General features: G+C 72.3%; 12 protein-coding genes. All 12 read left to right on the top strand.

The features are described from left to right. The first annotated feature begins 529 nt into the window (after positions 1 to 529). Positions 530 to 1,420: a calcium-binding EGF-like domain-containing protein gene (locus WMF14_RS01215; RefSeq protein ID WP_437798372.1), complete on the top strand. Its 891-nt coding sequence runs from the start codon at positions 530 to 532 to the stop codon at positions 1,418 to 1,420. 336 nt (positions 1,421 to 1,756) lie between these two features. Further along, on the top strand, positions 1,757 to 2,551 hold the full coding sequence (gene cobM, locus WMF14_RS01210) for a precorrin-4 C(11)-methyltransferase (RefSeq protein ID WP_272097294.1): 795 nt from the start codon (positions 1,757 to 1,759) through the stop codon (positions 2,549 to 2,551). Beyond that, positions 2,548 to 3,120 carry a cob(I)yrinic acid a,c-diamide adenosyltransferase gene (gene cobO / locus WMF14_RS01205; RefSeq protein WP_272097293.1) on the top strand — a complete coding sequence of 191 codons (573 nt, stop codon included), beginning with the start codon at positions 2,548 to 2,550 and terminating at the stop codon, positions 3,118 to 3,120. Before cobM ends, cobO begins: the two co-directional genes overlap by 4 nt. Next, complete coding sequence (locus WMF14_RS01200) at positions 3,120 to 4,595, top strand: cobyrinate a,c-diamide synthase (protein WP_437798371.1); 1,476 nt, start codon at positions 3,120 to 3,122, stop codon at positions 4,593 to 4,595. Before cobO ends, WMF14_RS01200 begins: the two co-directional genes overlap by 1 nt. Then, positions 4,592 to 5,191: a bifunctional adenosylcobinamide kinase/adenosylcobinamide-phosphate guanylyltransferase gene (cobU, locus tag WMF14_RS01195; protein ID WP_437798370.1), complete on the top strand. Its 600-nt coding sequence runs from the start codon at positions 4,592 to 4,594 to the stop codon at positions 5,189 to 5,191. Before WMF14_RS01200 ends, cobU begins: the two co-directional genes overlap by 4 nt. Further along, positions 5,188 to 6,126 (top strand): adenosylcobinamide-phosphate synthase CbiB, encoded by a 939-nt coding sequence (cbiB, locus tag WMF14_RS01190; protein WP_437798369.1) that lies wholly within the window; start codon positions 5,188 to 5,190, stop codon positions 6,124 to 6,126. Before cobU ends, cbiB begins: the two co-directional genes overlap by 4 nt. After that, positions 6,123 to 7,685, top strand: a complete 1,563-nt coding sequence (locus WMF14_RS01185; protein ID WP_437798368.1) for a cobyric acid synthase — start codon at positions 6,123 to 6,125, stop codon at positions 7,683 to 7,685. Before cbiB ends, WMF14_RS01185 begins: the two co-directional genes overlap by 4 nt. A gap of 85 nt (positions 7,686 to 7,770) precedes the next feature. Continuing rightward, a complete protein-coding gene (locus tag WMF14_RS01180; RefSeq protein WP_437798367.1) occupies positions 7,771 to 9,954 on the top strand; it encodes a DUF362 domain-containing protein in 2,184 nt (727 codons plus the stop codon). 233 nt (positions 9,955 to 10,187) lie between these two features. Beyond that, the gene (locus WMF14_RS01175) at positions 10,188 to 11,879 is read left to right on the top strand and encodes an AMP-binding protein (protein ID WP_437798366.1); all 1,692 of its coding nucleotides are present in this window, start codon (positions 10,188 to 10,190) and stop codon (positions 11,877 to 11,879) included. A gap of 92 nt (positions 11,880 to 11,971) precedes the next feature. After that, on the top strand, positions 11,972 to 12,361 hold the full coding sequence (locus WMF14_RS01170) for a DUF4280 domain-containing protein (protein WP_272097284.1): 390 nt from the start codon (positions 11,972 to 11,974) through the stop codon (positions 12,359 to 12,361). A gap of 3 nt (positions 12,362 to 12,364) precedes the next feature. Then, positions 12,365 to 13,360 carry a type VI secretion system protein IglI family protein gene (locus WMF14_RS01165; protein ID WP_437798365.1) on the top strand — a complete coding sequence of 332 codons (996 nt, stop codon included), beginning with the start codon at positions 12,365 to 12,367 and terminating at the stop codon, positions 13,358 to 13,360. Positions 13,361 to 13,381: 21 nt separating this feature from the next. Continuing rightward, positions 13,382 to 14,257, top strand: coding sequence for a hypothetical protein (locus tag WMF14_RS01160; protein WP_437798364.1), 876 nt, complete (start codon positions 13,382 to 13,384; stop codon positions 14,255 to 14,257). Positions 14,258 to 14,367: the final 110 nt, after the last annotated feature.

The raw sequence follows: 14,367 nt of genomic DNA, 5'->3' as shown, positions 1-14,367 counted from the left end.
TGTCTCTCGGGCCTCCGCGCCGAGCGCACGGGCTCCACCATGAACGCTGGCGTCCGCTTCGGGACCGCTCTAATCGCCCGCAGCTCACCGTGGCGTACCGGTCGTCGGGCTCGACCGCGACGTATCGCGCAGATCACCATCGATCGCGCGCGAACGATGGTGCCTGTCCAGAAACGGCAGCGACCTGTCCACGAACGGCAAGACAAGCGCGCGGCCGGGCTCGTCGCTGTTGCATCCTCGCCTGAACCTATGGTGGAAGCTCGCTCCGCCATCGAACTCGGCAGGGTCGCCGCGGTCGGTCACGGCGGTGCGTCGTGGTCTCCGCAGGTGAGGCACTCAGGCAGCAGCAGGCGGCGCGCGACTGGACTTCGGTGACGGGAACCGGCGGCGCGCACACACCGAATGCCATGCAGGGACCTGCGTCAACATCCCCTCCGAAAGCGCCGATTCGACACTGGCATCTAACTTGAATAGGCCGCCCGACCCTTCTCCAGCCAGCGCAAGCACAACCTTGAAAGGATGACCACCCATGCGGTCTCTTACAGGCTCACTTCTCCACTCTCTGACGATCCCGGCTCTCTCCACCCTGCTGCTCGCGGGCTGTACCAGCGCCGGCCCCTCCACGGCCGACGGCGACGAAAGCGGGGAAGCCACAGACCCCTGCGCCTCGGCCCTCTGCCAGAACGGCGGCGCCTGCGCCGCGGCCGAGAGCGGTTACACCTGCGCGTGCGCGCCCGGCTGGACGGGGACGAGCTGCGAGACCAACATCGACGAATGCGCGCCGAGCCCCTGCGTCCACGGCACGTGCAACGATCAGGTCGACGGGTACACCTGCGCGTGCGCGCCCGGCTGGACGGGGACGAGCTGCGAGACCAACATCGATGAATGCGCGCCGAGCCCCTGCGTCCACGGCACGTGCAACGATCAGGTCAACGGGTACACCTGCACGTGCGCGCCCGGCTGGACGGGGGTGAACTGCGAGACGCCCGTCTGCGTCCCCACCACCTGCGCGGCTCAGGGAGCGACCTGCGGCTCGATCGCCGATGGCTGCGGCGAGATGCTCGACTGCAGCTCGTGCGGGTCGGGCTTCACCTGCGAGAGCGGCACCTGCCAGCCCACGGCGCCGGCGTGCCCGTGTGATGGCATGCCCGGGTGGGGTCCCCCGACCCCCCCCGTCCAGTGCATCAACTACTCGGGTTCCATGGGCCCCGGCAGCATCTACTACTATCTGAAGAGTAAAGACAATGGCCACGAGGGCCCCTTCGTCGAGTTCGCTGTCAACGGCCAGTTCGGCCCGGAGCCCGACCAGTGCGGATACGTGTCGGTGGCCAACACCGTCACCTCGATGCCGCTCACCAGCCAAGATCAGGCGGACGCCTGCATACAGAGCTTCCTGAGCTTCGCCGGCGACTGCCCCTGAGCTGGGCGACGGCCCGGGGCGGCGTCTGCAGAGGCTCGCCGTTGCCCCGTGACGGCTCCGGCGAGACGGTGAATAAAGGAGAAACCAGGGGCTAGGTCTACAGCCGCAGATGGGCCGCAAGCGCGGCTGTAGTACTAGCCTTCCTTAAGGTCGCAAAGGGCCCGGACGACCGGCGGTCGAGCCTCGCCCACCAGCGCCAGGGCGTCGAGCATCGCGTCCGCCTTACCCGAGGTCGCCCCACCCCCTGGCGTCCGCTGCGCGATCGCTCTAGCGTCGCGCCGCGCGCCCGCGGTCCCTTCCGGGATCGCCGGCGCACGAAGCAAGGAAAGAACCCTCATGCGCGTCTACATCATCGGCGCCGGCCCGGGCGATCCCGGGCTCATCACGGTCCGCGGCGCCGAGCTCGTCGCCCGCTGCCCGGTCGTCATGTACACGGGCTCGCTCGTCCCCAAGGAGATCGTGGCCTCCGCGCGGCCGGACGCCCGGGTCATCGACTCCTCCGGCATGACCCTCGACCAGATCGTGGAGGTCTTCGTCGAGGCCAGGGACGCAGGGCACGACGTGGCGCGCGTCCACACGGGCGATCCCGTCCTCTTCGGGTCGACGGCGGAGCAAATGCGCCGCATGGATGCGCTCGGGATACCGTACGAGATCATCCCCGGCGTCTCGTCCTTCACCGCGGCGGCCGCGGCGCTCGGGCGCGAGCTCACGCTGCCCGAGCTCTCGCAGACCGTGATCCTGACGCGCGCCGAGGGGCGCACGCCAGTGCCGCCGGCCGAGCGGCTCGAGGAGCTCGCCCGCCACCAGGCGACGCTCTGCCTGTTCTTGAGCATCACCCTGCTCAAGGACGTGACCGCGGCGCTCATCCCGGCCTACGGCGCCGATTGCCCGGTCGCGGTGGTGCACAAGGCGAGCTGCCCCGATCAGAAGATCGTGAGAGGCACGCTCGCCGACATCCGGGAGAAGGTCCGGGCCGAGGGCATCAAGACCCAGTCGATGATCCTGGTCGGCCGGGTGCTCACCTCCACGGATTTCGCCGACTCGCGGCTCTATGATGCGGAGTTCAGCCACCGCTTCCGCAAGGCCGAGAAGAAGCTCCTCGTCCCTGGCACGACCGAGGAGGACTCGTGAGCGCGGAGGAGAGCGCCGGCACGGGCGCGGCGGGCGCCGCGGCGACCGCCGGTCGAAAGGGGCTCGTCATCGTCTATACGGGCCACGGCAAGGGCAAGACGACGGCCGCGCTCGGGATGGTGTTCCGCGCGCTCGGCCGGGGCATGCGCGTCGCGGTCGTGCAGTTCATCAAGGGGAAGTGGAAGACGGGAGAGCGGCTGTTCGCCGAGACGCTCCCCAACCTGACGTTCCTCGTCATGGGGCGCGGCTTCACGTGGGAGAGCGACGACCTCTCGCGCGACAAGGCGGCGGCGCGCGCGGCCTTCCAGGAGGCCGCGGCGCTCATCGCGGGCGGCGAGCAGGACATCGTTGTGCTCGACGAGATCACGTATGCGCTCCATTACGGCTTCATCGCCGAGGACGAGCTGCTCGCGGCGCTGCGCGCGAGGCCCACGCACGTGCACGTCGTGATCACCGGCAGGAACGCGCCCGACGCGCTCCTCGCGCTCGCCGACCTGGTGACGGAGATGAGATCGGTGAAGCACCCGTTCGAGCAGGGGCAAAAGGCCCAGATCGGAGTCGATTTCTGATGTCCCGGGCCATCCCCCGGCTCGTCGTCGCCGGCACGGCGAGCGGCGTCGGCAAGACGACCGCCACGGTGGCGATCGCGCGCGCGCTCCGCGCCCGCGGCATGCGGGTCGCGCTGTTCAAGTGCGGCCCCGACTACCTGGATCCGACGTACCACGCCCGCGCCGTGGCCGGGACATCGCACAACCTCGACGGCTGGATGATGGGCCGGGACGCGGTCCTGTCGACGTTCGCGGCGGAGGCCGCCGGCGCCGACGTCGCGCTGATCGAGGGGGTGATGGGGCTGTTCGACGGGGCGAGCCCGACCGGGGAGGAGGGCTCGACCGCCGAGATCGCGAAGTGGCTCGAGGCGCCTGTCGCGCTCGTCGTCGACGCGTCCGGGATGGCCCGCAGCGTCGCGGCGCTCGTCCAGGGCTTCGCTGGCTTCGATCCCGCGCTGCGCGTCGCCGCTGTCGTGTGCAACCAGGTCGGCAGCCGCGGCCACCTCGACATCCTCCGACAGGCGCAGGCGCAGGTGAACCGGTCGCTGCCGGTCCTCGGCGGCCTGCCGCGGGACGAGGCGCAGCGCTTCCCCGAGCGCCACCTCGGCCTGCGCACGGCCGACGAGGCCGCGCTCCCCGAGGAGCGCCTCGACCACTGGGGCGCGCAGGCCGAGGCGTGGATCGGGCTCGACGCGCTGCTCGAGATCGCGCGCGCGGCGCCGCCCTTGCCGGCGGCCGACGCGGCCGCGACGCCCGACGCCTCCGCCGCCGGCGCGCAGCGCGGCCGGGCGCGCATCGGCGTGGCGTTCGACGAGGCCTTCCACTTCTACTACGCGGACAACCTGCGCCGCCTCGAGGCCGCCGGGGCCGAGCTCGTGCGGTTCTCGCCGATCCGCGACGCGCGCTTGCCCGACGTCGACGCGCTCTACCTCGGGGGCGGCTACCCCGAGGTGCACGCGGAGCGCCTGGCCGACAACGCGGCCCTGCGCGACGAGATCCGCGCGTTCGCCGGCCGCGGGGGCCCGATCTACGCCGAGTGCGGCGGGCTCATGTACCTGACCGAGGCGATCCGCACGCTGGACGGGCGCGCGCACGCGATGGTCGGGCTCGTCCCCGCGGAGGCCGTGATGTGCGAGAAGCTGCAGGCGCTCGGGTACGTGGAGGTCGAGACGCAGGCGCGCACGATCCTTGGCGGCGCGGGGCTCCGGTTCCGCGGGCACCAGTTCCGCTACTCCGAGCTCCGCCCGTCGCCGCGCGCGACGACGGCGCCTGCCGAGCCGCCGCCCGCGCAGGCGCCGACGCCGCCCGAGCACGCGCCCTTGCCGATCGAGCACGCCTACTCCGTGCGGCGCCGGCGCGGCGGCCAGGTCACGCGCGAGGGGTACCGGGCAGGGAGCGTCCTCGCCTCGTACGTGCACGCCCACTGGGCCTCGAACCCGATCGTCCCCGAGGGCCTCGTCGCGAGCGCGGCCGCGCACAAGGAGCGCGCGCGATGAGCGGGAGCGGCCAGGGCACGCCGCGGCGCCGGGTCGCGCTCATCGGCGGCGGCGTGCGCTCCGGCAAGAGCGCGTTCGCGCTCTCCCTCGCGCGCTCGCTCGGCGAGCGCCGCGCCTTCATCGCGACGGCCGAGCCGTTCGACGACGAGATGAGGGCGCGCATCGACGCGCACGTCCGCGAGCGAGGCGGCGCGTTCCTCACCGTGGAGGAGCCGATCGCGCTCCCCGAGCGCATCGCCTCGCTCTCCGGCGTCGACGTCATCGTCGTCGACTGCCTCACGCTCTGGCTGTCGAACCTGCTGCTCCGCGACGAGACCGAGGGCCGCGCGCTCGGGCCCATCGAGGAGCGCATCGAGGCGCTCGCCGCCGCCGTCGAGTCGGCGGCGCCGCACGTCGTCCTCGTCTCGAACGAGGTCGGCATGGGCGTGGTCCCGGAGAGCCGGCTCGGCCGGGCGTTCCGCGACCTCGCGGGGCGCGCGCACCAGCGGCTCGGCCGCTCGGCCAGCGAGCTCTACGTGGCCGTGATGGGCGCGATCCTGCGCCTGCGCCCCGGCCCTGTCGCGCTCGTCGGCGGCGACGGCGAGGACGCGCGATGACGGCCGCCGCCGCGCTGCTCGCCGCGGTCGCGCTCGACCTCGCCTGCGGCGAGCCCCCCGCCGCCATCCACCCCGTCGTGTGGATGGGCTCCGCGATCCAGGCCCTGAAGCGCGCCGCGCCCACGGGCGGCCGCGCCGGCGAGCTCCTCTGGGGCGCGCTCATGGCCCTCGCCGTCCCCTGCCTCTTCGCGGCGCTGGGCGCCGGCGTCGCGGCGCTGCTCGCCCCGCACCCCGTCCTCGCGCTCGCTTTGTCAGGTCTCCTGCTGAAGCCCACCTTCGCGCTCCGCGCGCTCCGCGACGCGGCCTTCGGCGTGCGCGACGCCCTCGAAGCGGGCGATCTCCCCGCGGCCCGCGGCGCGCTGCGCAGCCTCTGCAGCCGCGACCCGTCGGAGCTCGACGAGCCCGCGCTCGTCGCCGCGTCGGTCGAGTCGGTCGCGGAGAACGCGTCGGACAGCTTCGTCGCGCCGCTCTTCTATTTCGCCCTCTTCGGGCTCCCGGGCGCGCTCTTCTACCGCGCGGTGAACACGCTCGACGCGATGGTCGGCTATCACGGCCGCTACGAGTACCTCGGCAAGGCGTCGGCGCGGCTCGACGACGCGCTGAACTTCGTGCCGGCGCGGCTCACCGCGCTCCTCCTGCTCGCCGCCGGGTGGCTCCGCGGCGCCGACGCGCGCCGCGGCCTCGCCGTGCTCCTGCGCGACGGCGGCCTCACCGAGAGCCCGAACGCCGGCCGGCCCATGGCGGCGATGGCCGGGCTGCTCCGGGTCGAGCTCGAGAAGCGCGGCCACTACCGCCTCGGCGACCCCGTGGAGCCGCTCCGGCGGGGGCTCATCGACGAGGCCTGCCGTATCGTGCTGCTCGCGGCGCTGCTCTTCGCCGGGCTCGCGGCGGCCCTGCTGGCGGCGGCATCCTTTGGACAGGAGCTCTTCCGATGACGGCGCTCACGGTGATGGTTCAGGGCACGGCGTCCTCGGTCGGCAAGAGCCTCCTCTGCACGGCGCTCTGCCGCATCTTCCAGCGGCGGGGCCTCCGGGTCGCGCCGTTCAAGTCGCAGAACATGGCGCTGAACTCGTTCGCGACCCTGGACGGCGGCGAGATCGGAAGGGCGCAGGCGGTGCAGGCCGAGGCGGCGCGCGTCGCGCCGACGGTCGACATGAACCCGGTGCTGCTCAAGCCCGAGGGCGACTCCCGCTCTCAGGTGGTCGTGCTCGGCAAGCCGATCGGCAGCCTGCACGCGCGCGACTACTTCGCGTACCGGGGAGAGCTCAAGGACATCATCGCCCGCTCGCTCGGGCGGCTGCGCGAGGCGCACGACGTCGTGGTGATCGAGGGGGCGGGCAGCCCCGCGGAGATCAACCTGAAGGACCGCGACATCGTGAACATGCACGTCGCGCGCGTCGCCGACGCGCCGGTGCTGCTCGCCGGCGACATCGACCGAGGCGGCGTGTTCGCGGCGCTGGTCGGCACGATGGCGCTGCTCGAGCCCGACGAGCGCGCGCGCGTGGCCGCGTTCGTGATCAACAAGTTCCGCGGCGACCTCAAGCTGCTGGAGCCGGGGCTCGACATGCTGACGGCGCGGACGGGCGTCCCGGTGCTCGGCGTGGTGCCTTATCTGAAGCAGCTGCGCATCGCGGACGAGGACTCGGTGTCGCTGGAGGGCCGGCGGCGGCGGGGGCCAGCGGGCCCGGGGCAGCTCGATATCGCGGTGGTCCGGCTGCCGCGGATATCGAATTACGACGACGTGGAGCCGCTGGAGCACGAGCCCGGCGTGGTGGTGCGGTTCATCGAGCGGCCGGACGAGATCGGCGATGCGGACCTCGTGCTGCTCCCCGGGACGAAGAGCACGATGGCCGATCTCGCGTGGCTGCGCGCGAGCGGCCTCGCGGAGGCGGTCGCGGCGCGCGCCCGGCAGGGCGGCTGGACGCTCGGGATCTGCGGCGGCTGCCAGATGCTCGGCGGGGCGATCGAGGATCCTGAAGGCGTCGAGTCGGCCGAGCCGGCGGCGCGTGGGCTGGGGCTGCTCGATGTGTGGACGCGGTTCGAGCGGACCAAGACGGTGGCGCAGGTGCGGGCGCGGCTCGCGGGCGGCTCGTTCCTCGGGACGGCGGGCGCGGCGAGCGTTGGAGAGGCCGAGAGCGAGGGCGCGGCAGAGCTGACCGGCTACGAGATCCACATGGGCCGCGTGGAGCGGGTGGGCAGCGCGGCCGCGGCGTTCGCGATCGGGTCGAGAGGCGGCAAGGCCGAGGCGGCGCTCGACGGGGCCGTGTCGGCGGACGGCGCCGTGGTCGGCACGATGATCCACGGGATCTTCGACAACGACCGGCTCAGGCGGTCGCTCCTCGCGGCCCTGCGCGAGCGGAGGGGGCTCCCCAGGGCCGCGGGCGAGCCGGCGATACCGAGCCGGCACGAAGAGTACGACCGGCTCGCCACGGCGGTCGAGGCGAGCCTCGACCGGGCGCTGCTCGACCGCATCGTGGGGCTCGACCGGCGCTGAGCGGCGCCCGAAGAGGCACACTCCGCTGACGTGAAGGGTTCTTCCTTCTCGCCGCCGTCGTTTCGCCCCATCGTGCTCGGCGAGCATGGAGACGACACGGGCGACCCACGGCCGCCGGGCGCGGCGTTCTTCCCTCGCGATCGCGGCGCTCCCGGCGCTGCTCGCCGCCCTCGCGGGCTGCGGGGACCGGCGGCGGGAGCCAGGCGGGCCGCCCGGCGACGGCGGACCCACCGCCGCGGCGCCGCCAGCCGACGCGGCGACGTCCTCACCCGCGCCGGCGCCGACCGCCTCGTCGTTCGCCGCCGCCTCCGCGCACCCGGCCGTCCCGACCGCCGTGCCCAGCGCGTCGAGCGATGTGGTCGCGGGCGCGTCGCAGCGGTACGAGGCCGGCCCCTCGGTGATCACGTCGGACAGCATCGACGGCGCCGCCCTCAGGAAGCGGCACGTCGAGCGCATCAAGGCCGACGACTCGGCTGTCACCGTGCTCCGCGGCCAGGGTCCCCTGGAGCTCGGCAAGCGCATCTGCGAGGCGGTGGTGCCGAGGCGCCCCGCGGCGACTCCCGTGCTCCTCAAGCCGAACATGTGCGGGTTCGACAGCGTGAAGGACCCGGCGAAGTCCAAGGGCGACGACGGCGTGACGGGCCGGATCACCCAGCCGGAGTTCGTGCGAGGCGTCGTCCAGTGCCTCAAGGCGCGCGGGCACACGAAGATCACGATCGCCGAGGGATGCGGCCACTCGCACAAGTTCTGGAAGGACCTCGCGCAGCGCACCGGCTATGAGGCGATGGCCGCGGAGGAGGGCGCCGCGCTCGTCGCGATGGACGACGACGGGGTCTACGACGTCGCAGGGGACAGGCCCGGAAAGCCCCTCGCCATCCGCGGCATCCAGGCGACCCACGTCCCGACGCTGCTCATGCCGAAGGTGCTGGCAGAGCACCTCGACCACGGGCTCTTCCTGTCGCTCCCCCGGCTCAAGATGCACAGGTACGCGGTCATCTCCGTCGGCATCAAGGGCATGCAGGGCACGGTCATGCTGTCGGACAGCGCGCCTGCCTACAAGCAGAAGTGGAGGATGCACAGGGAGCTCAAGGAGTACCTGGACACGAAGGCCGCTGGCCAGGAAGACAGGGCTCTTTACCTGTCGTCGCTCCGCGTCTTCGCCGAGCGGATGGTCGACGTGCTCGAGATATCGGCGCCAGACGCGGTGCTCGGCGACGGCGCCCCGGCGATGGGCGGAGACGGCTTCCAGGTCCTGCAGCCCACGGCGGAGATGGTGGCGATCGGCGGCACGAACCCGGTGCGGGTCGATCGCGTGGCGGCGGAGCTCCTCGGCGTGTGGAACAGCCCCGCGCTCGCGCGCGAGCTCGGCGGCCACCGGACCTCGCCGCTCATCGACGCCGCGGCGAAGCGCTTCGGGCTGGATCTCAAGGCGACCGCGATCACGGGAGACGGGGCAGACCTCCTGAAGAGCCCGAGGCCCGTCCACTACAAGGCGATGGCGCCCTTCCGGCTCGACTGGGAGCCCGGGCAGGCGCCCTTGCCCGGCGGGCCCGCGAAGGGGCTCGTTCCCGCGCCGCCGGCCTCGCAGAAGGCGCCCGGCGGTGAGCAGGGCGGCGGGTCGGACGGAGGCCCCGCGAAGCCGGAGGCGCACGCGTCGCCGCTGCCACCGGGAGAGAAGATCGTGATCGACGGGAAGGCCGACGACGCCGCATGGAGCCGCGCGAAGGCCGTGCAGTGGGACACCGACTATGCCGGCAAGCGCACCGGGTTCACGACGCGGGCGCGCTTCCTCTGGTCGAAACAGGGGCTCCACGCGCTCTTCGAGCTCTCGAACACGGGGCTCAACACGGATCGCTCGAAGCCGATCGGCGAGGAGAGGAAGGGACTTTACAAAGAGGACTGCATCGAGCTCTTCCTGACGCCGGCCCCTGGCTCGCCAAGACGGTATTTCGAGGTGGAGATAGGGCCGTTCGGCCATTTCTTCGATATCGCGATCGACCGCGACGCGCGCCAGGAAGACGCGGCGTGGTCGAGCGGCGCGACGATCGCGACGAGCCAGGACGCGCAGGCGCGCACGGCCGTCATCGAGGCGCTGCTGGCGGCGCCGGGGATCGTGGGCGCGCTCGCCCCGAACGCGCGGCTGCCCATGAACCTGTACCGGATGGAGGGCAAGGATCCGCGGCAGTACCTCGCGTGGAGCCCGCCCCGCACGAGCAAGCCGAACTTCCATGTCCCCGAGGCGTTTGGAACGCTCGTGATCGATCCCTGAGCCGGACAGGCGCTAGAGCGACAAACGGGTTGAAGCTGCACGCAGACGGCGAGAAGTTGAGCCGCCAAGACGCCAAAAGACGCCAAAATTTTATTGTTTTCTTGGCGTCTTTTGGCGTCTTGGCGGCTCATTTCTCTGGTTTCCAAGCTGCTCGGTGTTCTGGAGCAGTCGCTGTTCACGGGAGAAGCTCCGCGGATTTGACCCGGCGGAGCGTCCTCGGTTACGAGCGCGGGATGCCGATCGATCTCGCCGCCCTGCTCCGCTCGGTCGAGCTGCGCCGCGAGGACGAGACCACGGATCCCGGGCCGCTCTCGGCCACGTGGGAGGACCCCGCTGCGTTCCGGCGCGCCCTCTTCGCCTTCGCCGCGGAGCGGACTGGCACGCTCAAGAGCCGCGCTGGAACAGCCTATGACGTCTACGCCGACGCCGTGCTGCGACACGCCGCCTCGGACAGGATCGCCTTCGTCGAGGTGCCGGGTCGAGGGGCGCCGGGGCGGCTCCGCTTCTCCGAGCTCCACGCGCGGGCCTCCGCGCTCGCCGCGGCGTGGACGCCCCTCGGCGTCAAGCCAGGCGCCGCGATCGCGATCGTCCTCCCGCCCGGCGTGGCCGGCGTCGTGGCGCTCGCCGCCGCGCTGTACGCCGGTGCGTGCGTCTCCTGGATAACGCCGAAGGGCGATCTCGCGCTCGCGGCAGCCATGGATGCGCTCGCGCCGGCCCACGTCGTGCTCGATCCGAAGGCGCCCGCGAAGGTGGGCGAGAAGCTCGCGAAGAAGGCGCTCCCGATCGCGGCCCCTCCGCGCGCACCCGCCGTGGGCCCGCACGCCTATGCCCCGAAGGAGCCGTGCCTCGGCGCGCTCTCGCCGCTCCGCGCGCCCTTCGGGACAGCCACCCTCGTCCCCGCGGAGACCGTGGTTTCGAGCGCCCTCTCGGACGCGATGCTTGTCCATCGCCTCGCGCCCGGAGAGCGGCTGTCCGCGCCGGGATTCCACCACGAACAGGCCTTCTTGCCCATGGTGCTCTCGGCGTGGCTCGCGGGCGCGGCGTACGTCTCCGTCCCCCTCGCCACCTTCCGGTCGACCCCCGCCGTCCTCGACGCGGAGGGCGTCAACGTGCTCGGCCTCTCCGCGTCCGCGACGGCGGCGCTGCGCGCCTCGCCCCGCGCGTGGCCGGGCTCGCTCAAGGCGCTGTTCCGCGACGTGGGGGAGCCGCTCGACTGGATGGAGACGCGCGCCGCGGTCGCTGGAAACAACCTCGGCAAGCTGCCCCTCTCCAACCTGCTGATCGACACGGCCGCGGGAGGCACCGTGCTGTTCTCGGCGCGGCGCCCCCAGGGGATCAACGCCAAGGCGCTGCCTTCTCCCGGGGTGCCGTGGGACCTCTTCGATCCCGCCACGAAGAAGCCCACGACCGGCGACGCCGGCCTGTTCGTGCGGCGCGGCGACAAACCGGACAAGGACGGCTATTTCCTGCTCGCCCGCGTCGCGTCGGAGTACCTGTGGGGCAGCACGCTCACCCCTCGAAGGTCAGCGCGGGTATTTCCGGGAGAGGCCCTGTCGCTCGCGGTGAGCGAGCTGCCTTTCTGCGAGGGCGCGGCCGTTGTGCCCTTGCCGGGCGCGGCCGCGCGCGGTGACACGCGGTTCGCGCTGTGCGTGTTCATCGGCGCACGGCAGAGCGAGCCGAGCTTCACCGACGCGATCGACAAGCTCGTCCGCGAGCGCTTCGGGTCAGACTACACCCCGGACGCGGTGGAGCTCTTCCCGCTGTACGGACGCGGAAAAGGCAAGAAGGTCGACCCGGAGTGGTGCGCCTCCAACTACCGCGCCGGCCGCCTCCACGCGCGCGCCGCGAACCCGGGCGTCGCCGCGCTCGTGGAGCTGCGGCGGCGGCTGACCTCACCGCCCCCTCGTGGGGAGACCGGCGGATGAGCCTCGGGCCGCGGCCTTTCCTCTGCTCCCGAAAACTTCACTCCTCCGCTGGCCTCGGGCATGCTCGCGCTCCTGCGAGAGGAGCGCCTTCCATGTCCGGTCCCCAGGTCGTCGCCGGCGCGACCATGATGTGCAGCTTCGGGCTCGCCCCCTCGACGCTGGCCGTGCTCCCCGTGAAGGGCGTGCTCGCGAGCGCGCCCTCCGCCAACATCGCCGACATGGCGGCGATAGCGACCATTCCCCCGTTCGGCGCCTGCACCTCGCTCGCCAATCCCACCGTCGCCTCGGCCACCTCGGCCGCGCTGGGCGTGCTCACGCCCATGCCGTGCGTGCCGGTCCCGGCCGGGACGTGGCTGCCGGGCAACACCAAGGTGATGATCAAAGGGCCGCCGGCCACGGACGTCTCCTGCAAGCTCATGTGCTCCTGGGGCGGGGTCATCCAGGTGCTCAATCCAGGGCAATTCAAGGTGATGGACGTCTGACGCATGCTCGACCCCGCGCTCCTCGAAAAGGCGCTCTCGGGCGGCGGGAGGGACGCCGAGGACGGCCGTCTGCCCGCGCTCGAGAGCGCCATGGCGAACGACCCGATCACCGGCGCGGATGTGGCCAGGAGCGCCCTCGAAAAAGGGGTGACCGACGTGCGCGTGATCACCGCGTATGCGCTCGGCCTGTTCGCGGAGCAGGGGCCCCAGGCGCTCGCGCCGATCTTCACCTCCCTCCGGAAGGCCGTCGCCGAGCGGTGGAGCGCGCTGCGCCCCGTGGAGCGCAAGGAGCGGACGGTCGATGGGGCGTATTCGACGCTCTTCCGGACGATCGTCCAGCACATCGACGTCCATGAGAAGATGAAGGACGCGACCTTCAAGCAGTGGAGCCGCGCCGACCACGACGCCGTCGGCGGGCCCGCGCTCCTCGCCTCGGCCGCGCTGCGCGAGGCCATCACCGCGGCGCTCCCGGCGCCGCGCTCGACGGACTCGCTCTCCGAGCTGGAGGCGCGCGTGAGGACACACTTCGATCGGGTCGCCGCGCCCGCCAGGCCGGCCCCGCGGCCCGAGCCCCCGCCCGAGCCGATGGCCGACGTCGCGCCGGAGGCCCCGGAGGCTTTCGAGGACGACCCGGCGCCCACCTCGGAGACAGTGCCCGCCCGCTCCTCTTTCCCGCGGGCGCCGGACACCTCTGCTCCTTCGGGCACGCTGCGCATCTCTCCGGCGTTCGCGCACCTCCTCCGGAAGCTCGAGGCCTTCAGCATGCTGGTCGAGAGCGGGCAATATCCGAAGGCGGCCGTCATCGCGGACGACCTCCGCCGCACCCTCAAGAGCTTCGATCCCAAGGTGTTCTTCCCCGACGTCTTCGTGCCCTATTTCCAGGCGCTCTCCTCGCACATCGACGAGATCGCGCCCTGCTGGGAAGAGATGGGCAGTCCGCGGTGGGAGGCGCTGGAGCAGCTCTACCAGGTGGACCTGGACGCCTTCGTGGACGGGTGACCGGCGGTGGCCGCGCCCGGATTGCCCGCCTCCTCCGACCCGCCGGGCGCGCCCCCCGCGGGAGAGCTGGAGTCGGCGCTCGCGAAGCACGCGCGGCGATTCGAGCCCTGGGCGCTCTACCGCCTCGTCCAGCGCCTCTTTCCAGGCCGCCCCATCCACCTCCGGGGCCGCTCGTCCGCCGCGCCGCAGCCCTCGGCCGTGGACTCCATCGGATTCGGCCCCGCCGGAGTGACCATCACGCTGAACCTGGGTCTCCGGTCGGCCACGTCGGCGCTCCCGTCGTATTTCCGGGAGCTGGAGGCCGATCCGCTGCTCGGGCCGCCCCTCTTCACGCTGATCGAGCACATCGACGCGGCGCTCCTCCGCGACAGGCTCGAAGCCCTGGACCCCGGCTCGAGCGGCTGGCTCGCTCCGGCGGGGCCGTACCTCGGCGAGAGGCTGCGGCAGATCTCGCGGCTCGCGACACCCTCGGGGCTGCATTGGCTCTTTTCGCGGGCATTCCCCGAATTCCAGGTCTCCGTCCGGAGAGGGATGTTCACCGAGAGGCTCGCCGCGATGGCGGCCGAGCTCGGGCGAGCGGCGCTCGGCTCGGCCATGCTCGGCGGCACCGTGCGCTCCCCGACGTGGGGGTTCGACGTCGTGCTCCTCAAGACGTCGAACGACACGTGGACCGAAAATGACTGGCCCGTCGAGGTGATGCGCCGGCTGGAAAACACGGTATGGCGCGGGCTCGACCCCACCGAGGCGCTCCTCCGCGTCTGGCTCGTCGATCCGGACGGGCGCGCGGCGCTCCGGCTCGGCGACGGCAGGGTGGGAGTGGAGCCCCTCGTCGTCGCCTCGCGGCCCGAAGTCCGCCTGATCTTCGAGGGGCGCGCGCCGCGCTCGCGCGGCGATTGAAGCGAGGCGAACCGGGGCTGCACCGCGCTTCTTTGGCCCTGGCCGCTGGACCGTGAAATGCTGGCCATATCGCGCTGGAAGGCGGTCAGGCTCGTGATGCCTGCTCCGCG

Origin of the sequence: Sorangium sp. So ce693 (assembly GCF_051521375.1) — a bacterium.
Lineage (GTDB): Bacteria > Myxococcota_A > Polyangia > Polyangiales > Polyangiaceae > Sorangium > Sorangium atrum.
This window is presented reverse-complemented; position numbering and strand designations above follow the sequence as displayed.

What these genes read in the sequence shown, in the direction of transcription:
- WMF14_RS01215 (WP_437798372.1), top strand. Translation starts at nt 530, where the DNA reads ATGCGGTCTCTTACAGGCTCACTTCTCCACTCTCTGACGATCCCGGCT.
- cobM (WP_272097294.1), top strand. Translation starts at nt 1,757, where the DNA reads ATGCGCGTCTACATCATCGGCGCCGGCCCGGGCGATCCCGGGCTCATC.
- WMF14_RS01200 (WP_437798371.1), top strand. Translation starts at nt 3,120, where the DNA reads ATGTCCCGGGCCATCCCCCGGCTCGTCGTCGCCGGCACGGCGAGCGGC.
- cobU (WP_437798370.1), top strand. Translation starts at nt 4,592, where the DNA reads ATGAGCGGGAGCGGCCAGGGCACGCCGCGGCGCCGGGTCGCGCTCATC.
- cbiB (WP_437798369.1), top strand. Translation starts at nt 5,188, where the DNA reads ATGACGGCCGCCGCCGCGCTGCTCGCCGCGGTCGCGCTCGACCTCGCC.
- WMF14_RS01185 (WP_437798368.1), top strand. Translation starts at nt 6,123, where the DNA reads ATGACGGCGCTCACGGTGATGGTTCAGGGCACGGCGTCCTCGGTCGGC.
- WMF14_RS01180 (WP_437798367.1), top strand. Translation starts at nt 7,771, where the DNA reads ATGGAGACGACACGGGCGACCCACGGCCGCCGGGCGCGGCGTTCTTCC.
- WMF14_RS01175 (WP_437798366.1), top strand. Translation starts at nt 10,188, where the DNA reads ATGCCGATCGATCTCGCCGCCCTGCTCCGCTCGGTCGAGCTGCGCCGC.
- WMF14_RS01170 (WP_272097284.1), top strand. Translation starts at nt 11,972, where the DNA reads ATGTCCGGTCCCCAGGTCGTCGCCGGCGCGACCATGATGTGCAGCTTC.
- WMF14_RS01165 (WP_437798365.1), top strand. Translation starts at nt 12,365, where the DNA reads ATGCTCGACCCCGCGCTCCTCGAAAAGGCGCTCTCGGGCGGCGGGAGG.